General features: G+C 66.2%; 20 protein-coding genes. 16 read left to right on the top strand and 4 right to left on the bottom strand.

Annotated elements, in window-relative coordinates:
- The first annotated feature begins 79 nt into the window (after positions 1-79).
- Positions 80-1,639 carry an alginate export family protein gene (locus DYQ94_RS01620; RefSeq protein WP_160955261.1) on the top strand — a complete coding sequence of 520 codons (1,560 nt, stop codon included), beginning with the start codon at positions 80-82 and terminating at the stop codon, positions 1,637-1,639.
- Positions 1,640-1,767: 128 nt separating this feature from the next.
- Here the strand turns inward: DYQ94_RS01620 and DYQ94_RS01615 are convergent, their stop codons facing one another.
- The gene (locus DYQ94_RS01615) at positions 1,768-3,126 is read right to left on the bottom strand and encodes a hypothetical protein (RefSeq protein ID WP_160955260.1); all 1,359 of its coding nucleotides are present in this window, start codon (positions 3,124-3,126) and stop codon (positions 1,768-1,770) included.
- Between the two features lie 154 nt (positions 3,127-3,280).
- Here DYQ94_RS01615 and DYQ94_RS01610 point away from each other — a divergent pair, with 154 nt between their 5' ends.
- From DYQ94_RS01610 to DYQ94_RS01600, 3 genes are all read left to right on the top strand, one after another.
- Complete coding sequence (locus tag DYQ94_RS01610) at positions 3,281-3,955, top strand: DUF502 domain-containing protein (protein WP_024940643.1); 675 nt, start codon at positions 3,281-3,283, stop codon at positions 3,953-3,955.
- Between the two features lie 4 nt (positions 3,956-3,959).
- Positions 3,960-4,736, top strand: a complete 777-nt coding sequence (locus DYQ94_RS01605) for a queuosine precursor transporter (protein ID WP_160955259.1) — start codon at positions 3,960-3,962, stop codon at positions 4,734-4,736.
- A 213-nt stretch (positions 4,737-4,949) separates the two neighbouring features.
- On the top strand, positions 4,950-5,552 hold the full coding sequence (locus tag DYQ94_RS01600) for a LysE family translocator (RefSeq protein WP_046342154.1): 603 nt from the start codon (positions 4,950-4,952) through the stop codon (positions 5,550-5,552).
- On the opposite strand, the gene DYQ94_RS01595 is transcribed toward DYQ94_RS01600, so the two are convergent.
- Positions 5,516-6,388 (bottom strand): AraC family transcriptional regulator, encoded by an 873-nt coding sequence (locus DYQ94_RS01595; protein WP_160955258.1) that lies wholly within the window; start codon positions 6,386-6,388, stop codon positions 5,516-5,518. The two genes, DYQ94_RS01600 and DYQ94_RS01595, sit on opposite strands and share 37 nt — an antisense overlap.
- Positions 6,389-6,539: 151 nt before the next feature.
- Here DYQ94_RS01595 and DYQ94_RS01590 point away from each other — a divergent pair, with 151 nt between their 5' ends.
- Positions 6,540-8,480, top strand: a complete 1,941-nt coding sequence (locus tag DYQ94_RS01590; protein WP_160955257.1) for a DUF885 domain-containing protein — start codon at positions 6,540-6,542, stop codon at positions 8,478-8,480.
- 6 nt (positions 8,481-8,486) lie between these two features.
- On the opposite strand, the gene mmuM is transcribed toward DYQ94_RS01590, so the two are convergent.
- Entirely contained in the window at positions 8,487-9,449 is a 963-nt protein-coding gene (gene mmuM, locus DYQ94_RS01585; protein ID WP_126965747.1) for a homocysteine S-methyltransferase, read from the bottom strand.
- Complete coding sequence (mmuP, locus tag DYQ94_RS01580; RefSeq protein WP_126965746.1) at positions 9,446-10,843, bottom strand: S-methylmethionine permease; 1,398 nt, start codon at positions 10,841-10,843, stop codon at positions 9,446-9,448. Before mmuP ends, mmuM begins: the two co-directional genes overlap by 4 nt.
- 305 nt (positions 10,844-11,148) lie before the next feature.
- Here mmuP and gloA2 point away from each other — a divergent pair, with 305 nt between their 5' ends.
- The 11 genes from gloA2 (at position 11,149) to DYQ94_RS01525 (ending at position 23,174) form a co-directional block, all read left to right on the top strand.
- On the top strand, positions 11,149-11,538 hold the full coding sequence (gloA2, locus tag DYQ94_RS01575; protein ID WP_024940636.1) for an SMU1112c/YaeR family gloxylase I-like metalloprotein: 390 nt from the start codon (positions 11,149-11,151) through the stop codon (positions 11,536-11,538).
- Between the two features lie 143 nt (positions 11,539-11,681).
- Positions 11,682-12,575, top strand: a complete 894-nt coding sequence (locus DYQ94_RS01570; RefSeq protein WP_016904110.1) for an ABC transporter ATP-binding protein — start codon at positions 11,682-11,684, stop codon at positions 12,573-12,575.
- 12 nt (positions 12,576-12,587) lie between these two features.
- Complete coding sequence (locus tag DYQ94_RS01565; RefSeq protein WP_126965745.1) at positions 12,588-16,178, top strand: ABC transporter permease/M1 family aminopeptidase; 3,591 nt, start codon at positions 12,588-12,590, stop codon at positions 16,176-16,178.
- 105 nt (positions 16,179-16,283) lie between these two features.
- Positions 16,284-16,733, top strand: coding sequence for a DUF2147 domain-containing protein (locus DYQ94_RS01560; RefSeq protein ID WP_016904108.1), 450 nt, complete (start codon positions 16,284-16,286; stop codon positions 16,731-16,733).
- Between the two features lie 233 nt (positions 16,734-16,966).
- Positions 16,967-19,054, top strand: coding sequence for a methionine--tRNA ligase (gene metG / locus DYQ94_RS01555; protein WP_126965744.1), 2,088 nt, complete (start codon positions 16,967-16,969; stop codon positions 19,052-19,054).
- Between the two features lie 197 nt (positions 19,055-19,251).
- Entirely contained in the window at positions 19,252-19,842 is a 591-nt protein-coding gene (locus tag DYQ94_RS01550) for an HAD family hydrolase (protein WP_104552952.1), read from the top strand.
- Between the two features lies 1 nt (position 19,843).
- Positions 19,844-20,275, top strand: a complete 432-nt coding sequence (rnfB, locus tag DYQ94_RS01545) for an Rnf electron transport complex subunit RnfB (protein WP_049818222.1) — start codon at positions 19,844-19,846, stop codon at positions 20,273-20,275.
- A 195-nt stretch (positions 20,276-20,470) separates the two neighbouring features.
- Positions 20,471-21,259: a hypothetical protein gene (locus DYQ94_RS01540; RefSeq protein WP_126965743.1), complete on the top strand. Its 789-nt coding sequence runs from the start codon at positions 20,471-20,473 to the stop codon at positions 21,257-21,259.
- 85 nt (positions 21,260-21,344) lie between these two features.
- Positions 21,345-21,713, top strand: a complete 369-nt coding sequence (locus DYQ94_RS01535) for a DUF4345 family protein (protein ID WP_024940530.1) — start codon at positions 21,345-21,347, stop codon at positions 21,711-21,713.
- A gap of 58 nt (positions 21,714-21,771) precedes the next feature.
- Positions 21,772-22,335 (top strand): sigma-70 family RNA polymerase sigma factor, encoded by a 564-nt coding sequence (locus tag DYQ94_RS01530; RefSeq protein ID WP_024940529.1) that lies wholly within the window; start codon positions 21,772-21,774, stop codon positions 22,333-22,335.
- On the top strand, positions 22,332-23,174 hold the full coding sequence (locus DYQ94_RS01525) for an anti-sigma factor (protein ID WP_160954633.1): 843 nt from the start codon (positions 22,332-22,334) through the stop codon (positions 23,172-23,174). Before DYQ94_RS01530 ends, DYQ94_RS01525 begins: the two co-directional genes overlap by 4 nt.
- The last annotated feature ends 74 nt before the right edge of the window (positions 23,175-23,248 follow it).

Raw genomic sequence — 23,248 nt, 5'->3', positions numbered from 1 at the left:
CAGCGCTCCACTACAGTCAGTGCCCACTGAGCCGATACCACTCGCTCAGACGACTCACTTTTTTCGATAGGGCGACACGATGCGACTAGCACGCTTGGCACAGCCGGCCATGGCTGAAACTTCCTTTGGTGCCACCCGGCGCCTGTGCTTGGCGATCGGGTTGTCACTGCCGGGACTGGGGTTTGCGCAGGCGCAGACCGCGCCGGTCAACGCCGAGCAGACCCAGCCGGAGCCTGCAAAGGCTGCGCCCGCCGCTCCGGCAGCGCCCGCTGCCGCGAAGGGTTATCCCCTGGAAGCGCAGGGTTGGGGCGCCAAGCAGGGCGGCAACATGTGGCAGGTGCGTTGGGCCGAAGACTGGTCGTATCTGAAGGATCCGTCCAAGCGCAAGAGTCCGTTCGATCCGCTCAAATATATTCCGCTCAATGAATCGGGCGATGTGTATGTCTCGCTCAGCAATGAATTGCGCGTGCGCAGCAATACCATCACCAATCCCGGTTTGATTCCCGGCAGCCATTCGCAGCAGCAGTATCTGTTGCGCGCGTTCTTCGGCGCCGACTTCCATGTCGGCGAGCATTTCCGTCTGTATACGGAACTGGCGCACGGCAGCCTGGATGGACGCAACGAAGGTACCAAGACCGGCACGCAGGAAAACAACGCGATCCTGCAGCAGGTGTTCTTCGATGTGAAAGGACGCGTCAAAGATGCCGACCTCGGCCTGCGAGTCGGTCGTCAGGTGTTTGTCGATGGTCCCACCACGCTGATGGCATTGCGCGACAACACCGATATCTTCGTGACCTTCAACGGTGTGCGCGCCTGGGCGATCGGCGAAAAGACCCGTGTGGACCTGTTCGATTTCAACTTCAACCTCGATGGCACCGAGGGCCTGGGCGATGATCGCATCGACCGCTCGCGGCACTTCCGCGGCGTGGTCGGCGGCTATCGCATGCCGACCGCCAAGCCGATGTACCTGGAGCCGTTCTTCTACCAGTTCCGCAACGACAATCAGATCTGGGGCCGGCAGACCGCCGAAGAAAACCGCAACTATTACGGCCTGCGCCTGTGGGGCAATGTGGGCAAGCTGCGCACCGACTCGTTCGTGACCGTGCAGCGCGGCAGCTACGGCGGGCGCGATCTGCGTGCCTACATGGCCAGCACCTCCAATGCCTGGACGCTGAGCGAATCGGGCTGGAAACCGCGGCTGGGCTTCCATAGCGAAATCGCTTCCGGCGGCGGTGGCACCTCCGGCACCGGCACGCTGCGCAACAACAACTTCCTGTACGGCAATACGATCTACTTCAGCTGGGCCACGTTCTTCGGCCCGGTCAACTTGGTCACCGCCGCGCCCACGTTCACCTTCTCGCCCACTTCCAAGATCACCGTGAACCTGGAATGGGAAACCCTGTGGCGGCAGACCACCAGCGATGCGATCTACAACAACCAGGCACGCGCCTACGCCCGCACGCAGAGCACCGGCGAGCGCCGCATCGGCACCATGCCGCGCATCAACGCCACCTGGAACATCGACCCGAACTGGTCGGTCACCTTCCGCGCCGAACACCTGATGGCCGGGCCCGCGCTCGAAAAGGCCGGTTACGGCGATTCGACCTTCGTGATGGGCTGGTTGAACTTCCGGTTCTAAGTAGGGGCATCACGCTGATGTAGTGCCTGACAACGCCACCCGGGATCCGTTCCTGGGTGGCGTTGCCCGTTATGCAATCAGCGACGCGTGCTTGCCTGCCCTGGTGTCGCCTTCTGCAGCCGCAAGTGTCACGGCTTGCCCTGCATCGCTGCTGCCTGTGCCACCTTGCTTGCCGCCAATGGCATCTGCAGGTTGGCGTGATCGCTGCGCGCGTAACGCGGCAGTTCTAGCGTCTTTCCATCTTTTACAGCGGTGATGTCGCGCCCTGGTCGGATCAGCGTGGCGGGCAGTTGATCCAGGCGCTGCGCCAGCGTCTGTTGCTCGGCAGGATGCGCACGTAGCCACAGCACTGCCGAGGTCAGCCGCGTTGTCGCGGCCAGATCCTGCAACTGCCATTGATACTGCGCGGTATCCATATGCTCCACGTCGGCGAACAGGCAGCCGATTGCGTTAGCGATACAGGCGAAGGTCACTGTTGGCGCGGCGGGTATGGCACTGGTCGCCACCTTGCGGTCCTGCTCCAGCTGCGTGCGCACGTCGGTGTGGCAGGCCCAGGTGTAATACGGCGCGGTCAGTGCACGGGTTCGTTCAACGTCCAGCAGCGGCGGTACCAGCCTGTCGTACCAGCGCCGCTGCTCGCCGCCGGCTTCGACGACCGCGCGGTAATTGGCGCTGACCAAGCGTGCTTCGCCGCGTAGACCTCCACACAGGCTGGTCTCATCCATCGTCAACGGCGCAAATGCCGCTTGGCAATGCGCAGGTAACGGCTGGGCGGACGGCAGTTCGCTCAGCATGTCGGTGAACAGCTCGGCGTTACCGCGCAACATGGCTGCCCCGATCATCGTCGCGATCAGTGTGTCCTGACCGCGCAACAGCACGCGCGCCACCTGTGCGTCCGCACACACGCCAGACAACGCAGCCTGCTGGTGGCCCTGGACGAAGTCCAGCGCGTGCTGGGTCATCGGCACACTCAACCCCTGCAACTCCGGCAGCGGTGTGTCGGCACGGGTCGGAAACAGATTGCGGTAATAGTCACGCGATGACAGCGTGGCGGCGCGCTGCAACAGCGGTGCCTGTGACATCAGCGCATCGGCATAGGCTTGGGGCTGAGCGCGCACCTTGTCCAGGCAGTCTGGAGTGGACCAGTTGCACTTGGGCGGTGCAGCGGCTGGCCACGGCGGCGTGCGCGGATAGCGCGCTGCGTCGCTGACAAAACCGGCCGCAGTCCTGGCCTTCGCAAACCGCTGCAGATCGCGTGCCATCACGACGTCCTGTTCTGTAGCCGGCACGGCATACGGCAGCAACCAGAGTGCAGCAAATAGATTCGAGCCTGCCGGCGGTGCGGCTGGTGGTTGATCGATCTGCGCCAACGCCTGGCGCTGCGCGTCAGGAATCGGCCAGCGCGCGGAGATCGCGTACAGGGCCACCAGCAGGGCGACCAGGATGCATAGCCCCAGCAGGGCCGACTTGAGGAATTTAGCGAGCATGCGGGGGCAACCGTCCGTGGATGAGCTGTGTCATCTTAGAGCGGCCCGGACAGAGCCGCGAGTTGCATACGCCGATGCGCACTTGCCGTCTCCCCGGCGAACAAGGCGCGCCGCGCGCCTGCACCGGACGCGGCCGAATGCCTACAATGCGCGTATGTCCGAATCCCCCACTCCGCCCACCCGCCCTTCCCTGCAACGCGTCTTTCTGACCGGTTTGCTCACTTTGCTGCCGGTCTGGCTGACCTGGGTGGTGGTGAAGTTTGTGTTCTCGCTGTTGTCGGGCATCAGCAGCCCGTGGGTGGTGCCGTTGTCCGAACGCATCGCCGCCTCGTTCCCCGACTATCTGGGCTGGATCAAGGCGCTGTGGGTGCAGAACACCATCGCGCTGATCGCCACCGTGGGCGCGATCCTGTTCGTCGGCATCCTGAGCCGGCGGGTGATCGGCCAGCGCCTGCTGCGCTGGTTCGAGGCGATCATGCGGCGCATCCCGCTGGCCAGCGTGGTGTACGACAGCGCGCGCAAGTTGCTCGACATCCTGCAGACCCAGCCCGGCAGCACCCAGCGCGTGGTGCTGATCGACTTCCCGCACCGCGACATGAAGTCGGTGGGCCTGGTCACGCGGGTGATCAAGGAACAGGGCACCGGCCGCGAGCTGGCGGCGGTGTACGTGCCGACCACGCCCAACCCGACCTCCGGCTATCTGGAGATCGTGCCGGTGGAGCTGCTCACGCCCACCGACTGGAGCGTGGACCAGGCGATGAGCTTCATCATCTCCGGCGGCGCAGTGGCGCCCGAATCGGTTCCCTTTACCCGTACCGCGGATCGCTAACGCCATGACACAGGTGCGCACCCTCGACGATCGTGCGGTTCGCCTGTTCATTGCGCTGGCCGCGTTCTTCTGCGTCAACGCGGCATTGGCCGAGTTCATCGGGGTCAAGATCTTCGCGCTGGAAGACACCCTCGGCATCGCGCCGTTGAACTGGAACCTGTTCGGCCAGACCGGCTCGCTCAGCTTCACCGCCGGCACCTTGCTGTGGCCGGTGGTGTTCATCATGACCGACACCATCAACGAGTTCTTCGGCAGCCGCGGGGTGCGTTTCATCTCGTGGGTGGCGGTGGCGCTGATCGGCTACGGCTTCGTGTTCGCGTTCGCCGCCATCGCACTGGCGCCGGCGGCTTGGTGGGTCACGGCGGCGCAGAGCCAGGGCGTGCCCGACTACCAGGCCGCCTTTGCAGCGGTGTTCGGCCAGGGGCTGTGGACGATCGGCGGCTCGCTGGTGGCCTTCCTGTTCGGCCAGTTGATCGATGTGTCGGTGTTCCATCGCATCCGCCGCGCCACCGGCGAAAAGCACGTGTGGCTGCGCGCCACCGGCTCCACGGCGGTGTCGCAGTTGATGGACAGCTTCGTGGTGATCTACATCGCCTTCGTGCTCGGCCCGCAGCACTGGTCCACCGACCAGTTTCTGGCGGTGAGCACGCTCAACTACGTCTACAAGATGGGCTTTGCGATCGCACTGATCCCGCTGCTGTATCTGGCGCGCCGCGCCATCGGCGCATACCTGGGCGCCGAGCGCGCCGAGCAACTGCGCGAAGAAGCCGCCGCCGGCTGACAACGCAAGACCTGCCGACCGCAGCACTGCCAGGCGACGGCTGGCGCCTGCGGCTTGCACCCGGCCTCGTCGGTCATACGTGTCGCTGCCTGACGACCGCTGGCTGCGTTTACCGATCATGCAACGCCCACAGCGACCGCCCATCGAAATTTTGTTCAATCCGTCGCCGCGCTCGCTGGCCATGCTGTTGCGCCCCGCTATGGATTCCGTGCCATGGACCATCTTGTCGCAATGGCCAGCTTCGCGCTGGTGTGCTCGATTTCGCCCGGGCCGGTCAACCTGGTCGCGCTGAGCACCGGCGCCAGCGCCGGCGCGCGTGCCGGGCACGGCCATGTGATCGGCGCCACCGTCGGCTTCGTCGCGCTGCTGTTGCTGGTGGGCATGGGACTGCAGCAGGTGCTGCTGCGCTGGCCGCTGCTCGGCCGTGCATTGCATCTGGCCGGGGTGGCATTTCTGCTCTACATGGCCTGGCGCCTGCTGCGCGACGATGGCGTCATCCAGACCACCGGGACGCGCCCGGCGGCCTCGTTCTGGACCGGTGCGGCGATGCAATGGCTCAACCCCAAGGCCTGGTTGGCGGCGACCTCCGGCGTTGCCCTGTATGCGACGGCAGGCACCACGCAACTGGCGGGCTTTGCGGCGTTGTATGCGCTGATCTGCTACCCCTCGCTGGGGTGCTGGTTGCTGGCCGGCGCCGTGCTGCGGCGTCACGTGCAGGTACCAAGGCAGCTGCGGCGGTTGAACCGGGTGCTGGCGGCGCTGCTGGTGCTGAGCGCGGTCTATCTATTGCTGGAATGGGGCACGGCATTGCGGTAACGCCCTGGCGTCACCGCCCAGGCACGTTTGAAGCTGCGCTGCAGGTGCGCCTGGTCGGCGTAGCCATGCGCGTAGGCGACCTCGGCAATGTCACCGCCGTGCCGCAAGGCCTCGCGCGCACGCTGGAAACGGCAATCCAGCAGATACGCATGCGGGGTCAGCCCGTGCGCCTGACGGAAGCCGCGAATCAAGCGCGGTGCCGGTATCCCGGCCAGCGTGCACAGCTCGCGTAGCGAGACCGCACGTGCATGATGGGTCTGCAGATACTCGGCCACCCGCTGCATCGGCCCGGTATCGACCGCAAGCGCACGACTGATCGGCTCCACATGCAGATGCAGCCGCGCCACGAACGCGATCAACGCACTTTCGCGTGCCAGCGCATCGGCGTTGCCATCGGTCAACACGGCATGCATGCGCTCGAAGGCGGCATAGGCAGCCGGGGTCTGGCACAGCGGCGCTGCCAGCATGTGCACATCCGCATTGGCGGCCAGGCCGAGTGCGCGTTGTTGTTCGCGCAGCCACGCCACGTCCAGATACAGCATGCGGAACGACCAGTCCTGCTGCTGATCCGGATTGCAGGCATGCACATCGCCAGGGTTGATCAGGGTCAGCGACCGCGCACCCACCTGCGCTTGCATGCGTCCATTGCGATAACGCGCCAGCCCGCGATCGATCGCGCCCACCGACCATTGCTCATGCGTATGCGCGGCGTAACACAGGCTGCGGCTGTTGATCACCTGGCGCAGTTCGACGAAGGGCAATGCCGGATCGCGCCAGAAGCCCTGCCCGCCCTGCACCGGCAGCTGCGTCCCGCATATCGATTCATCCCTTGGCATATGCGCAAGCCTATCGCACTGCAACATGCCTGCGTGCTTCAGGCGTGCGCAGCGGACTTCATGAATTCCAGGCGCGCCCCGTGTGCCGCATGGGTGGCCGGAACGGTGCGGATCGGGCAAGCTCCCCGCTCGCTTGTTCCCGGAGCCGGTAATGCCCCTCAGCTTTTCCCGCCTGCTGTCCCTGGCCCTGGCCGCCGTGCTGAGCCTGTCAGTGGCAGCGCCCGCCGACGCGGCCAAGAAGAAAACCGGCAAGGCACAGACCACGCAAACCCGCGCCAAGGCGAGCAAGGGCAAGAAGACCGCCAAGCCGGCGGCCAAGACCACCAAGGCCGCCAGGGGTGGCAAAGCCGCCAAGCCCAGGCCGCGTGCCGTGGCCGCACCGGTGGTGCTGACCAAGGCGCAGCAGCTCAATTTGCTCTACGACCAGTACTGGGATGCCTCGCTCAAGCTCAACCCGCTGCAGGCCACCTTCCAGGGCGAAACCCGCTACAACGACCAGTTGCCCAACTTCCTGTCGCCGGCGTTCCGGCAGCAGTCGCACGACTTCACCGTGCTGTGGCTGGGCAAGGCCGAGGCGCTGGGGCCAGACGGGCTGAGCGGGCAGGACCTGCTGAGCTACCAGATCTTCGTGCGCGATGCGCGCAGCGCACTGGCGGCCGAGCAGTTCCCCAGCTGGATGCTGCCGATCAATCAGTTCTACAACATCGCCAGCATCGCGGTGGTGCTGGGCTCGGGCACCGGCGCGCAGCCGTTCAAGACGGTCAAGGACTATGACAACTGGTCGCGGCGCGCGGTGGGCATCCCGGAGCTGTTCGACCAGGCCATCACCAACATGCGGGCGGGCATGCAGGCTGGCGTGGTGCAGCCGAAGGTATTGATGCAGAAGGTGCTGCCGCAGCTGGACGCGATCATCGCGCGCAATGCCGAAGACAGCCTGTTCTGGGGTCCGGTGCGCAACCTGCCGGCAGACATACCCGAGGCCGACAAGCAGCGCATCACCGCCGAGTACAAGCGGCTGATCGAAGTGCGGATCATGCCGGCGTACCGGGCACTGCGCGGCTTCATCGCCACCGAGTACCTGCCGGCCTGCCGCGACACCGACGGCCTGGCCGCGCTGCCCAATGGCGCGGCCTGGTACGCCTACGATGTGCGCCAGAGCACCACCTCCGAGCTGACCCCGGAGCAGATCCATCAGATCGGGCTGGGCGAGGTCGCGCGCCTGCAGGCAGAGATCGCCACGCTGGCCAAGCAGGTCAGGTTCCGCGGCAACCTGCCCAAGTTCTACAAGTTCATGCAGACCGACAGGCGCTTTGCGTTCCGCAGCGAGACCGAACTGCTGGGCTATTACCGCGGCCTGCAGGGACGCGTACAGGCTGCGGTGCCGCGCCTGTTCAATGTGCAGGGCATGCCGGCGCTGGAAGTGCGCGTGGTGGAACCGCAGCGTGCGCAGTCGGCCGCCAGCGGCTCGTACATGCGCCCCAGCGGCGACGGCAGCACACCGGGCGTGTTCTACGTCAACACCTCCGACCTGGACACGCGCCGGACCTGGGAGACCGAGAGCCTGTATCTGCACGAGGCCATCCCCGGCCACCATTTCCAGCTCGGGCTGCAGCAGCAGCTGACCGACCTGCCCAAGTTCCGCCGCCTGGGCGGCGAGACCGCCTATATCGAGGGCTGGGGGCTGTATGCCGAATCGCTGGGCCGCGAACTGGGCCTGTACCAGGACCCGTACAACTACTACGGCTATCTGCAGAATGCGTTGTGGCGTGCGATTCGCCTGGTCACCGACACCGGCCTGCACAGCAAGGGCTGGACCCGCACCCAGGCGATCGACTACATGCTCAACAACTCGGCCATGACCCGGACCGATGCCGAGGCCGAGGTGGACCGCTACATGGCCATCCCCGGCCAGGCGCTGGCCTACAAGGTCGGCGAGATGAAGATCGCGCAGTTGCGCGAGCAGGCGCAACGCGAACTGGGCCCGCGCTTCGATGTGCGCGCCTTCCACACCGAAGTGCTCAAGGACGGCTCGGTGCCGCTGGATATCCTGCAGGACAAGATCCAGCGCTGGATCGCCACGCAGAAGGGCTGAGGCAGCTCAGTCCGCCACCCGCGCACGCGCCAGCGCGGCGATGTCGCGCGGTGTGGTGCGGCAGCAACCGCCGATCAGCCGCGCACCGGCCGCCAGCCACTGCGCATGCTGGTCGGCCAGGGTGCAGGCGGTCGTGCTGCCGGCATGCCACTGTTTTGCGCCGGCATCGTAGTGCTCGCCGGAATTGGGGTACACCACCAGCGGCAGCGCCGTCAGCGCGGACAATGTCTGCAACGCGGCGGTGACCTGCTCCAGCGCAATGCAGTTGATGCCCACCGCGATCACCTGCGCACACGCATCCAGCGCGGGTACGACCTGCGCCAGCGCGGTGCCATCGCTCAAATGTGCCGCATCGCGCAGGGTGAACGAGAACCACGCGTGCAGCTGCCGGAACTCCTCCAGCAGCAGGCGCAGCGCGACGATCTCGTTGGCCGACGGCAGCGTCTCGCAGGCCAGCACATCCACCCCCGCCTCGGCCAACGCGGCGATGCGCGGGCGATGGAAGTCCATCAGTTGCGCCAGCGGCAGGTCGTAGTCGCCGCGGTATTCCGAGCCATCGGCCAGGTAGGCGCCATACGGCCCGACCGACCCGGCCACCCATAACGGCGCGTCCTGCGGTTGCGCCTGCAGATGATCGGCACGCGCCTGTGCCGCCAGGGCCACGCTGCGTGCGATCAACGCCTGCGATTGCGCCAGATCCAGACCGCGCGCGGCAAAGCCCAGCGGCGTGGCCTGGTAGCTGGCAGTGATGGCGCACTGCGCGCCGGCAGCGAAATAGTTGCGATGCACCTGGTAGATCAGCTCCGGCTGCTCCATCAGCACGCGCGCCGACCACAGCGCATCGTTGAGATCGCAGCCGCGCTGCTCCAGTTCGGTGGCGAGCGCGCCATCGAGCAGCACGTAGCCGTCGTGCTGCAGCGCCTGGCTGAACGGCGCACCGGCACGCGGCTGGCGCGGAAGAATCGTCATGCGGGTTGCCTCCTGCTCGCAAGCCATTGGGTGAGTGCATAGGCGCCATAGCACAGCGCCACGAACGGGATGCCGCACCACAGCGCAATGCGCTGCTGCGGATCGAATGCCAGGCCGATGCAGGCCAGCAGACAGAGTGCAAAGCCCAGCAGCGGCGTCCACGGATACCACGGTGCGCGATAGGCCAGGCTCTCCGGCGCGATGCCATCGCGCAGCAACTGGCGCCGGAACCGGTAGTGCGAGGCGCAGATGCTCAGCCACACCACCACCACCGCAAAGCCGGACACCGCCGAAATCGCCACGAACACGGTATCGGCCGCATAGACGCCGGTGAGCAGCGCCAACAGGCCGCCCAACATGCTCAGTATCAGGGCCGGCAACGGGATGCCGCGCCGTGTCAGGCCTGCGAGCCGCGCCGGCAGCGTGCCCTCGTTGGCCAGCGACCACAGCATGCGCGCGGCCGCATACAGACCGGAATTGGCCGCCGACAGGATCGCCGTCAGGATCACCGCATTCAATACATCGGCCGCATACGGGATGCCCAGCAACTCGAACGCGCGCACGAACGGGCTGGTGTCCACCGCCGCCTGCTCGGCCGGCAGCAACGCGGCCAGCACCAGCACGGTGCCGACGAACAACACCACCAGCCGCACCAGCGTGGTACGGATCGCCAGCGGAATCGCACGCGCCGGCTGCGCGGTTTCGCCAGCGGCCACACCGATCAACTCGGTGCCGGAAAAGGCGAAGTTCACCGCCACCATCGTCATCAGGATCGGCAGCGTGCCTTGCACAAACCAGCCGTCGGCGCGCAGGTGGCGCAATCCGGGTGCCGGCGACCCATCGGCCAACGGCAGCACGCCGATCACCGCCGCGCCGCCAAGCACGATGAACAGCGCGATCGTGATCACCTTGATCAGCGAGAACCAGAATTCGCCTTCGGCAAACCAGCGCGCCGACACCGTGTTCAGGCCGAAGATCAGCGCGCAGAACAGCAGGCACCACGGCCATGCCGGTGTGTGCGGGAACCAGTACTGCATGCAGAACGCCGCCGCAGTCAGGCTCGAGCCCAGCGCCACCGTCCAGGTCAGCCAGTACAACCACGCCACCACGTACCCGGTGGCCGGGCCGAGATAACGCGCGGCATACACATGAAAGGCGCCGGTCTGCGGCATCGCCACCGCCAGCTCGCCCAGGCACTGCATCACCAGATACACCACCAGCGCGCCGATCAGATAGGCGATCACCGTGCCGAGCGCGCCGGTGCTGGCGATGATGTAGCCGGTATTGAAGAACAGGCCGGTGCCGATGACCCCACCCAGCGACAACATCACCAGGTGGCGCACCTGCATGCTGCGCTGGAATTGCGGTGCGGCGGTGGACGGCGGCTCGGGCATCGGCGTGTCTGATCGGTGGCAACGCATCCTGCCATGCGCGGCCAGGCGAGCACAGCCATGCGATGGCAAGCTGTGACGGTGCACCAGCGTGCAACGGCCCGCGGGTATGCTTGCGTACTGTTCACCTGGAAGGTCGCCATGCCGCACGCCCTGCAACCACCCATGCATGCGAAGACGTCTCGCTCGACCAGCGCGGCGGTGCCCGCACGCGCACCACGTGACACCGCCGCTGCGCGCAACGCACCAGCGCTCGCCGACAGTCTGGGCGCGTCGCAGCCGATCGCGCAGCGCTTGCGAGGTGCCGCATGAAGCTTGCCGGCATCCACCATGTGGCGATCATCGCCGGCGACTACGCGGTGTCCAAACGGTTCTACTGCGACATCCTGGGCCTGCGCGTGCTCGATGAGCATTACCGGCAGGCGCGCGATTCCTGGAAGCTGGACCTGGCACTGCCCGACGGCGGCCAGATCGAGCTGTTCTCGTTTCCCGCCGCACCGCTGCGCCCCAGCCGCCCGGAAGCACGCGGCCTGCGCCACCTCGCCTTCCGCGTCGAGGATCTGGACGCGGCCGTGGCACATCTCACTGCGCATGGCGTGGTCACCGAAGACATCCGCATCGACGAGTACACCGGCCGCCGCTTCACCTTCTTCGCCGACCCGGATGACCTGCCGCTGGAGTTGTACGAAGTGGGTTGAGCGCAGCATCCCCTGCGGGTTCGGTCATATCCGCCGCACGGTCATGTCGAGCAGGCGTAGTCGATCGTCTCTGTGACTTTCGGCGCATGCGGCACTGCGGTCACGTCGTGAAGATCAGGCCACCCAGGACACAGGAACCGTCCATGCTGCAGATCCGTGCGCTGTCCAAGACCTACGCCAACGGTGTGCATGCGCTGCAAGGCATCACGCTCGACATCCCGCGCGGCATGTTCGGCTTGCTGGGGCCAAACGGCGCCGGCAAGTCGTCGCTGATGCGCACGCTGGCCACGCTGCAGGAACCCGACTCGGGTAGCGTCAGCCTGACCGACGCCGATGGCAGCAGCATCGACGTACTTGCCGACAAGGACGCATTGCGGCGCCGGCTGGGCTATCTGCCGCAGGATTTCGGCGTGTATCCGAAGGTGAGCGCGCTGGACATGCTCGATCACTTCGCCGTGCTCAAGGGGCTCACCGATCGCGGCCAACGCAAGGAGGTGGTCGAGCGACTATTGCAGCAGGTCAACCTGTGGGACGCGCGCAAGCGCAAGCTCGGCACCTATTCCGGCGGCATGCGGCAACGCTTCGGCATTGCGCAGGCGCTGCTGGGCAATCCGCAACTGGTCATCGTCGACGAGCCCACCGCCGGTCTGGATCCGGAGGAGCGCAATCGTTTTCTCAATCTGCTGGCCGAAATCGGCGAAAACGTGGTGGTGATCCTGTCCACCCATATCGTCGAAGACGTCACCGACCTGTGCCCGACGATGGCCATCATGAACAAGGGCCAGGTGCTGCTGAGTGGGCGGCCCGCCGATGCGATCGACATGCTGCATCAGCAGGTCTGGCGCAAACAGGTCAGCAAGCAGGCATTGCCCGATTACGAGGCGCGCTTCACCGTGCTGTCCACGCGCCTGATTGCCGGCCACCCGGTGATCCACGTGTTCAGTGCCGACTGCCCGGAGCCGGGGTTCGAACAGGTCGCTCCCGATCTTGAGGATGTCTATTTCCAGCGCCTGCGCAAGCAAGCGCTGGCCGCCTGACGGAGCGCGGCGATGATCATGGCGTTCCTGCGCTTCGAGCTGCGCGAACAACTGCGTTCATCCTTGCTGTGGCTGCTGGCCGCGCTGTACGCGTTGCTGGCGTTTGCCGCGCTGTCCAGCGATGCGGTGCAGATCGGCGGCGGCATCGGCAACGTGCTGCGCAATGCGCCTACAGTGATCGCCACGCTGCTGGGGCTTTTCAGCCTGCTTGGCCTGCTGGTGATCACCCTGTTCGTCAGCAATGCCCTGCTGCGCGACTTTGACCTGGGCACTGCCGAGCTGGTGTTTTCCACACCGATACGGCGGCGCGACTACCTGCTCGGCCGCATCGGTGCTGCACTGATCGCCGGCATGCTGATGTATGTGGTGATCGCGCTGGGCATGTTCGCCGCGCAGTTCATGCCGTGGATCGATCAGGCGCGGCTCGGGCCGGTCGCGGTGCTGCCCTATCTGTGGTCGCTGCTGGTGCTGGTGCTGCCCAACCTGCTGTTCACCACCGCGCTGCTGTCGGTGCTGGCGGTGACCACGCGCAGCATCCTGTGGGTCTACATCGGCGTGATCGTGTTCTTCGTGCTGTACGGCGTGAGCCGTGCGCTGATGGCCGACCTGGACAATGTGTGGATTGCCACGCTGGCCGACCCGCTCGGCATTCGCGCGCTATCGCAGACGCTGCGCTACTGGTCGGTGGAGCAGCGCAACCACCAGCTACCGCCGCTGACCGGCTACCTGCTCGCCAATCGCGCGGTGTGGCTGGGCATGAGCGGTGTGTTGTTTGCCGCTACGTTCGCGCTGTTCCGTACCGAGCGCAGCGGGACGCGGCGGCGCCGTGGTGTGGCGTCGGTTACGCCCGCTGATGCACCTCCCGCCAGCGCGCGCGTCAGCACGACACGCCTGACGGTCACCCCGCGCTTTGGCGCGGCCACTGCATGGCGGCAACTGCTGCGCCAGATCCGCTTCGACACGCTGAACGTGCTGCGCAGCGCGCCGTTCGTGGTGCTGCTGATGCTGGGCCTGGCCAACTTCATTCCGACCGCGCTGTTCAAAGCGCGCTATTACGGCACTGCCGTGCTGCCGGTGACCTCGTTGATGCTGGAGGCGCTGCAGAACAGCTACAGCTTTCTGCTGATCATCGTGGTGCTGTTCTATGCCGGCGAGCTGGTGTGGAAGGAGCGCAGCAACCGCATCGACGGCATCACCGACGCGATGCCGGTCCCCGATTGGGTGCCGCTGCTCGGCAAGTTCGTCGCCTTGCTGGCGGTGATCGCCAGCTTCCAGGCCGCCGGTGCGTTGACCTCGATCGCGCTGCAGCTGGGTCGTGGCTATACCAGCATCGAGCCGCTGCTGTATCTCAAGACGCTGGCGCTGGGCTCGGTGCTGTACGTGCTGATGGGCGGCATGGCGCTGGCGCTTCAGGTGCTGAGCAACAACAAGTTCGTCGGCTATGCGCTGCTGATGCTGGTGTTGATCGGGCAATCGGTGCTGTCGATGCTCGACTACACCCAGAACCTCTACACCTTTGGCGGCTGGCCCAACGCGCCGTATTCGGACATGAACGGCTACGGGCACTTCCTGCCCGGCCAGTTGTGGTTCCAGGGCTATTGGGGCGTGTTCCTGCTGGCACTGCTCCTGCTGTCCTCGGCGTTCTGGCCGCGCGGCGTGGGCCATGGCCTGCACCAGCGCGTGCGGCTGGCGTTACGGCGCCTGCGCAGCCCGACCGGTGCGGCCCTTGCGATCACCCTGCTCGGCTTCGCGGCGATCGGCGGCTGGCTGTACTGGAACACCAACGTCTACAACAGCTTCCTGTCGCCGGAACAACAGCTGGACCTGCAGGCACGCTACGAGCGCGATTACCGCAAGTACAAGGATCTGCCGCAGCCGCGCATCGTCGCCGTCGACAACCACGTCGACCTGCATCCGGAAACCCAGTCGGTCGTGGTCGATGCCACCTGGACGGTGCGCAACACCCACCCCACACCGATCAGCGAAGTGCACATCGGCATGCAGGGCCGCACTGGCGACCGCAGCCTGGTCAAGGTGGATCTGGGCGGGCAGACGCTGACCACGCACGATATCCCGGCCGGCTATCGCATCTACCGCCTGCAGACACCGCTGCAACCCGGGCAGGAGCGCGTGTTCCGCTTCCGCGTGGACCAGCATCCGCACGGCCTCACCGCCGAGCAGGCGCAAACCGAACTGGTCGCCAACGGCAGCTTCTTCAACACCACCCGTCTGCCCTGGTTCGGCTACAACACGCAGGCCGAGATCAGCGACCGCAACGAGCGCCGCAAGCGCGGCCTGGGCGAACCCACCCGCATGCCCAAGCTCGAAGACCAGGCCGCGCGCGCCAACACCTACGTCAGCAACGATGCCGACTGGCTCGCCTTTGCCAGCACCGTCTGCACTGCGCCGGACCAGATCGCGCTGGCGCCGGGCTATCTGCAACAGGAATTCCAACGCAATGGCAGGCGCTGCTTTCGCTACGTGATGGATCGCCCCATGCTCAATTTCTATGCCTACCTGTCGGCACGCTGGGAAGTGCGCAAGGCGCGTTACAAGAACATCCCGATCGAGATCTATTACGACCCCAAGCATCCGTACAACGTGCAGCGCATGATCGAGAGCGTGCAGAAATCGCTGGCCTATTACGAAGCCAACTTCAGCCCGTATCAGCATCATCAGGTGCGCATCATCGAGTTCCCCGGCTACGCGCGGTTTGCGCAGTCGTTCGCCAATACCATTCCCTACTCCGAGTCGATCGGCTTCATCGCCGACCTGCGCGACAAGGACGACATCGACTACGTGTTCTATGTCACCGCGCACGAAGTGGCGCACCAGTGGTGGGCGCACCAGGTGATCGGTGCGAACGTGCAGGGCGCCACCCTGCTGTCCGAATCGCTGGCGCAGTATTCGGCGTTGATGGTGATGGAGCGCGAGTACGGACGCGCGCATATGCGCCGTTTCCTCCGCTACGAGCTGGATCGCTACCTGGAAGGCCGTGGTGGCGAAACCATCGAGGAATTGCCGATGTATCGGGTGGAGGATCAGCAATACATCCACTACCGCAAGGGCTCGCTGGCGTTCTATCGGCTGCGCGAGGACATCGGTGAGCAGGCGCTCAATCGCGCATTGCAGCGCTTTCTGGCGGCCAAGGCGTTTCAACAACCGCCTTACACCACCTCGGCCGAGTTGCTGCAGGCCATTCGCGCCGAAGCACGCCCGGACCAGCAAGGCCTGATCACCGACCTGTTCGAGAAGATCACCTTCTACGACAACCGCGTGGTCAGCGCGCAGGCACGCAAGCGCCCCGATGGCCGCTTCGAGGTGACCGTGCAAACGCAGGCGGCCAAGCTGCAGGCCGATGGCAAAGGCAAGGAGCATGCAGTGCCGCTGGACGACTGGATCGAAGTGGCGATCTACGGCGCTCCGGCCGGCAAGGATGCGCAAGCGCCGGTGCTGGCCTTGCAACGGCAGCACGTCACCAGCGCCGCGCCCAGTTTCAGCATGACCGTGGACCGCCTGCCGGTCGAAGCCGGCTTCGATCCGGACAACAAGCTGATCGACCGCGTGCCGGCGGACAACCGCAGGCAGGTGACGCTGCAGTAGCCGAATGAACGCATTCCGCAGCGCGTCTTTCCGCCACCATACTCCACGGTATACATTCCGGTCAGGCCGTCGACGGCGGCCATAGCAATCCCTGGGAGGGGACACATGCGCAAGACCTTCAAGACCCTGATGCTGGCCCTGCCGCTGGCCGCCGCCTCGCTGCTGGCCCAGGCTGCCGATTCGCCGGTGGGCCGCTGGAAGACCATCGACGACGAGACCGGCAAGCCCAAGTCGGTGGTGCAGATCGAACAGCTCGGCAACGGCACGCTGAGCGGCAAGGTAGTCGACATCCTGCAGTCCAACCACGGGCCCAACCCGACCTGCGACAAGTGCGATGGCGCGCTCAAGGGCAAGCCGATCAAGGGCATGACCATCCTGTGGGGCCTCAAGCCGGACGGCACCGCGGTGTGGAGCGGCGGCTCGGTGCTCGACCCGGCCAAGGGCAAGACCTACAAGGCCAAGGTCACCCTGACCGATGGCGGCAAGAAGCTGCAGATGCGCGGTTATGTCGGCATCGAAGCGTTGGGCCGGACCCAGACCTGGATTCGCGAATAGCCGGGAATCGGGAATCGGGATTGGGGAATCGGTAAGAGCAGGCGCCCGTGAGGGCGCCTTTTTTGTGCGCTTCCATCCTGACGCTACATGCGCGGCCAAACACCTGCGCGCCTCGACAACGCGGCCGCATGACCCTGCTTTGACCGATCCCCCAATCCCGATTCCCGATTCCCAGCCCCAATCCCTGCTCTCGACTAATGCGATAATCGGCTGTCCCCCGCATTACGCCTGCCATGACCCGCACCGCACTCGTCACCACCGCCCTGCCCTACGCCAACGGGCCGCTGCATCTTGGCCATCTGGTCGGCTATATCCAGGCCGACATCTGGGTGCGCGCGCGCCGGCTGCGCGGCGACAAGACCTGGTTCGTCTGCGCCGACGACACCCACGGCACGCCGATCATGCTCGCCGCCGAAAAGGCCGGGGTCACCCCGGAAGCCTTCATCGCCAACGTCCAGGCCAGCCATGAGCGCGATTTCGCCGCGTTCGGGGTGACCTTCGATCATTACGATTCGACCAATTCACCGGTCAATCGCGCGCTCACCGAGGCGTTCTACACCAAGCTCGAGGCCGCCGGTCACATCAGCCGCCGCTCGGTGGCGCAGTTCTACGACCCGGCCAAGGGCATGTTCCTGCCGGATCGCTACATCAAGGGCATCTGCCCCAACTGCGGCAGCGCCGACCAGTACGGCGACAACTGCGAGGTCTGCGGCGCCACCTACGCGCCGACCGAGCTGAAGGAGCCCAAATCGGTGATCTCCGGCGCCACGCCCGAACTGCGCGACTCGGAGCATTTCTTCTTCGAAGTAGGCCATTTCGACGGATTTTTGCGCGAGTGGCTGGCCGGCGATGTAGCGCTGCCCGGGGTCAAGGCCAAGCTCAAGGAGTGGCTGGATACCGAAGGCGGCCTGCGCGCCTGGGACATCTCGCGCGATGCGCCGTATTTCGGCTTCCAGATTCCCGGCCAGCCGGGCAAGTATTTCTACGTGTGGCTGGACGCGCCGATCGGCTACCTGTGCAGCTTCAAGACGCTGTGCGCGCAGATGGGCGAAGACTTCGATGCGCATCTGGTGGCCGGCACGCAGACCGAGCTGCATCACTTCATCGGCAAGGACATCGTCAATTTCCACGGCCTGTTCTGGCCGGCGGTGCTGCACGGCACCGGCCATCGCGCGCCGACCCGGCTGCACGTCAACGGCTACCTCACCGTGGACGGCGCCAAGATGTCCAAGTCGCGCGGCACTTTTGTGATGGCGCGGACCTTCCTGGACGTGGGCCTGGAACCGGAGGCGCTGCGCTACTACTTCGCGGCCAAGTCGTCCGGCGGCGTGGACGACCTGGACCTCAACCTGGGCGATTTCATCGCGCGGGTGAATGCGGATCTGGTCGGCAAGTTCGTCAACCTGGCCAGCCGCTGCGCCGGCTTCATCGGCAAGCGCTTCGACGGCAAGCTGTCCGACGCCCTGCCCGACCCGGCGCAATACGACCGCTTCGTCGCCGCGCTTGCGCCGATCCGCGAGGCCTACGAGCGCAACGATGCGGCCAGCGCGATCCGCCAGACCATGGCGCTGGCCGACGAGGCCAACAAGTACATCGACGACACCAAGCCGTGGGTGATCGCCAAGCAGGACGGCGCCGATGCGCAACTGCAATCGGTGTGCACGCAGGGCCTGAACCTGTTCCGGATCCTGGTGGCCGCACTCAAGCCGATCCTGCCGCGCACCTGTGCCGAGGCCGAAGCCTTCCTGTCGGCACCGATGACCAGCTGGGAAGACGTCGCCCGCCCGCTGACCGCCCACGTGATCCAGCCCTACACCGCCCTGTTCACCCGTATCGACCCCAAACTGATCGACGCCATGACCGACGCTTCAAAAGACACCATGGCCGCACCTGCGGCACCCGCTGTCACTACCGCCAAGCCCGCCCCGTCCAAGGCCGAGACGACGCCGGCGGCCGTTTCCAACCCCCAATCCCCAACCGCCACTCCCAGCCTCATCGGTATCGACGATTTCGCCAAGCTCGACCTGCGCATCGGCAAGGTGCTGGTGTGCGAATTCGTGGAAGGCTCAGACAAGCTGCTGCGCTTCGAACTGGATGCCGGCGAACTGGGCAAGCGCCAGATCTTCTCGGGCATCCGCGCCAGCTATGGCGAACCGGAAGCGCTGGTCGGCCGCAGCGTGGTGTTCATCGCCAACCTGGCCCCGCGCAAGATGCGCTTCGGCATCAGCGAAGGCATGATCCTGTCGGCCGGCTTCGACGGCGGCGCGCTGGCACTGCTGGACGCCGATGGTGGTGCGCAGCCGGGGATGCCGGTGCGGTGAAGCGGGATTGGGGGCGGGATTGGAGAATCGGGATTCGGGATTCGTAAAAGCCGGAGCTGATTGTTGAGGAAGACCTGACACGCGTGCCTGGCCCGACCGCTCATCCACCCCTGCGGGGCACCTTCTCCCGAAAGGAGAAGGAACAGACACCACGCCTCCAACCAATCCCCACTCCCAACTCCCCAATCCCCGCCCCCATGCACCTGGCCCTGTTCGACTTCGACCACACCATCACCACCTGCGACAGCTATGCGCGCTTCCTGCGCAAGGTGGCGACGCCTGCACAGCTGGCGACGGCGAAATGGCAGGCCGGTCCCTGGGTGTTCGGCTATCGGATCGGGCTGGTCTCCGCACACGCCTTGCGTGCGCGCGTCACGCGCCTGGTCTTCAGTGGTCGCTCGCTGGACGAGATGGCCGCCCATGGGGCTGACCATGCACGCAACGCATTGCCCGGGATGTTGCGCGCCGAGATGATGCGACGCATCGACTGGCACCAGGCACAGGGGCATGAAGTCGTGCTGGTGTCGGCATCGCTGGACCTGTATCTGCAGCCGTGGTGCGCCCAGCATGGCCTGTCGTTGATCTGCAACAAGCTGGAACACCACGCCGGCGTGCTGAGCGGGCGCTATGCAGACGGCGATTGCGGCCCGCACAAGGCCGCGCAGATCCGCCTGCGCTACGACCTGTCGCACTACGCATGCGTGCATGCCTACGGCGACAGCCGCGAGGACAAGCCGATGCTGGCGCTGGCGCAGCAGCGCTGGTATCGCGGCAACCTGCTGCACTGACATGCACATCGCAACGCCCGCCTCATCGCCCGATCTGGTCGAACGCCTCGACCGCCTGCTGCCGCAGACCCAGTGCGGCCAGTGCGGCTACGACGGCTGTCGCCCGTATGCGCACGCCATGGCCAACGGCCAGGCCGATGTCGATCACTGCCCGCCCGGCGGCGACGCCGGGGCACGCGCGTTGGCGCACGTGCTGCAGCGTCCTGCACGCCCGTACGACCGCAGCCGTGGCAGCCACACGCCGCCGCAGGTGGCCTGGATCGTGGAGGCCGACTGCATCGGCTGCACCAAATGCATCCAGGCCTGCCCGGTGGACGCCATCGTCGGCGGCGCCAAGCACATGCATACGGTGATCGCCGCGCTGTGCACCGGTTGCGAGCTGTGCCTGCCGGCCTGCCCGGTGGACTGCATCGCGCTGCACCCAGGCAGCTGAGCGGCTGGCGAGGCGGCATGCCGCGTCAAACGCAACGCCTGCCAGCGTTGCGCGCATCGCACCGCGACGCGATCCCTGACCAACGGCACCGGCCGCCAACGACGCCCTGTTTGTCGGGAACGTCCTGACGCGTCCGGCGCATCCGTGCTGCGGATGCGCTCGTATTGGTAGGCACTCCCATCGAGGAATCCGCCGATGCGCCCACTCGCCGCCGCCCTTACCGCGCTCGCCACCGTCTGCCGGCCGATTCCGCCGTTGTTGCTGCTGGTGCTGGGCGGCCTGCCGCTGAGTGCGGCTGCGGTCACCCGCGTAGATGGCGATGCCTTCGATGGCGACAGCGGCGCGTTGCGCTATCGCGAGTCGCACTGGCTGCTCGACGATGGCGGACGCGTGGTGCTGTATCGCTGCCCGGATGGGCGCCCGTTCGCGCGCAAGCAGGTCGATGGCGGCGGCAGCTCGCCCGACTTCAGCCTGATCGACGGCCGCGACGGCTATCGCCAGGGCGTGCGGCAACGCAACGGCGTGCGCGAGATGTTCCAGCAGGAGCCCGGCAAGGCCGAGCAGCGCACGCCACTGCCGGCCGACGACGGCCCACGCGTGATCGATGCCGGCTTCGATGCCTACCTGCGCAACAACTGGGAGGCGCTCGCCAGCGCGCCGCAACGCGTGGACTTCGTGCTGCCCAGCCTGCAACGCCAGTTGGCGTTTCGTGTCGAGCGTATCGGCGATACCGGCGGCGAGCGGCGGTTTCGCTTGAGCCTGGATGCCTGGTACGGCGCGGCGGTGCCCTCGCTCGAAGTGCGTTATGCCATCGCCGACAAGCGTCTGCTGCAGTTCCGTGGCGTGGGCAACCTGCGCGACGCGCGTGGCCGCTATCCGCACGTACGCATCGTTTTTCCGGACACCGCTGCGCGTGCCGTCGGCGCCGATGAACTGCGTCAGGCGCGCGAGCAGCCGCTGGCCAAGAGCTGCAGCGCCCCGTGAACCAGACACCTGCCATCTTCACGTTCGACCACACGCGGTTGCGTACAACGGCCCGGTCACTTCTTCCCCATACAGGACCATCGCCATGGCCAAGGCCTACCTCTGGATCAACGCAGTGCTCTACGTCGTCCTGGCAATCTGGTGCACGCTCTCGCCGGCCAAGACCGCCAATGCCGTGGGTTACACCCAGCTCTCGCCGGCCGGGCAATCGGAATACCTGGTCATCTATGGCGGCCTGCAGCTGGGCATGGCGTTCCTGTTCGGCTACTTCGCCTGGATCGATCAACCGCGCACCGGCCTGCTGGTCGCACTCGCGTTCTACGTGCCGATCGTGCTGTTCCGCAGCGTCTCGCTGGCGCGCCTGTGGCCGGTCTCCGCACCCACGGTGGCATTGGCAGGCGTCGAGATCCTGCTGCTGCTCGCGGCAGTGCTGCTGTGGTTTCAGCGCAAGTGAAGGACAGCGTCAGCACAGTCCGGTAGCATCGCCCCCACCTCAGACAACGCCCGACCGCATGAGTGCCATCCCTGGCCACGACGACGATGAAACCGGACGACTGCTGACCGCAACCGCGGGCGGCGACCGGCATGCCTTCGAAGCGCTGTACCGGCAGACCTCGCCGAAACTGTTCGGGGTCTGCCTGCGCATGATCCCGCAACGTGCCGAAGCCGAAGAGGTACTGCAGGACGTGTTCACGCTGATCTGGCACAAGGCCGGGCAGTTCGATCCCGCCCGTGCACGCGGGCTCACCTGGCTGGCGATGATCGCGCGCAACAAGGCCATCGATCATCTGCGCGCCAATGCACCGCAACGCCGCAACGTGGCGCTGGACGATGCCGGCGAACTGCGCGCCGGCGATGCCTCGCCGCTGGAGCGCACCGAGCGCGCCAGCACGCGTCGCCGCATCGACCATTGCCTGGCCGAGCTGGAGCCGCCGCGCAGCGAATTGATCCGCACCGCGTTCTTCGATGGCATTACCTATGAAGAGCTCGCCGCGCGCACCGACACACCGATCGGCACGGTCAAAAGCTGGATCCGCCGCGGCCTGGCCAAACTCAAGGCATGTCTGGAACGATGAGCACGCCCTTTCCCATTGACCAGGAACCGCCGCGCGACGTGCTGGCCGGCGAATACGTGCTGGGCCTGCTCAGCGCCGACCAGCGCCTGGCTGCCGAACAACTCGTCGCCACCGACGGCCAGTTCGCCCAGGCGGTCACGCAGTGGCAGGAACATCTGGCGCCGTTGCTGGACGAGATCGCCGCAGTGACGCCGCCCGGCCAGGTCTGGGCACGCATCCGCCAGACGCTGGGCTTCGATACGCCGTTGCATGCGGTGACCTCCGCGCCATCGGCAACGCCGGCGTCAGGCACGCCAAAGCCAGCGGTGTGGAACAACGTACGGCTCTGGCGTTGGGCAAGCGCCGCTGGCCTGGCCACTGCCGCGGTCTGCGTGCTGGCGCTGCTGAACCTGCGCACGCCGCCGGCAGCGGTGCAGCCGCCGCCGGGCACCGGCCCGGTGGTACAGACACCGGTGACGCCGCCTGCAACCACCACCGCGCCGGCGACCGGCATCGCGATGACCTCCACGCTGGCCACCGAAGACGGCCGTCCGGGCTATGTCGCCTTGATGGATGCCGACAAGCACACCATCACGGTGACGCCGCTGGATCGCACCGCCACCGCCGACAAGGTGCCCGAGCTGTGGCTGATCACGCCGGACGGCAAGGCCCATTCGATGGGTACCTTCGACGACCAGCGGGCACGCCGCGCGCAGATTCCCGATCAGCTGATGCCCATGCTCAGCAACGAGGCCATCCTGGCCGTCACGCTGGAGCCGCCAGGCGGCGCACCGGGCGGCATTGCCACCGGGACCGTGGTGGCCAAGGGCGGCATCAGCACACTGGCAATGGCGCCCTGATCCGGCGCGCCTGACGCCGCCTGCGACCACGTCGCAGGCGGCGGCCTCCAGGCAACAGCCTCATCCGCCTCGAC

Source organism: Xanthomonas sp. LMG 8993, from assembly GCF_009835065.2.
GTDB classification, from domain to species: Bacteria; Pseudomonadota; Gammaproteobacteria; order Xanthomonadales; family Xanthomonadaceae; genus Xanthomonas; species Xanthomonas arboricola.
The sequence above is the reverse complement of the archived record's forward strand: the minus strand, read 5'-3'. Positions and strand labels throughout refer to the sequence as shown.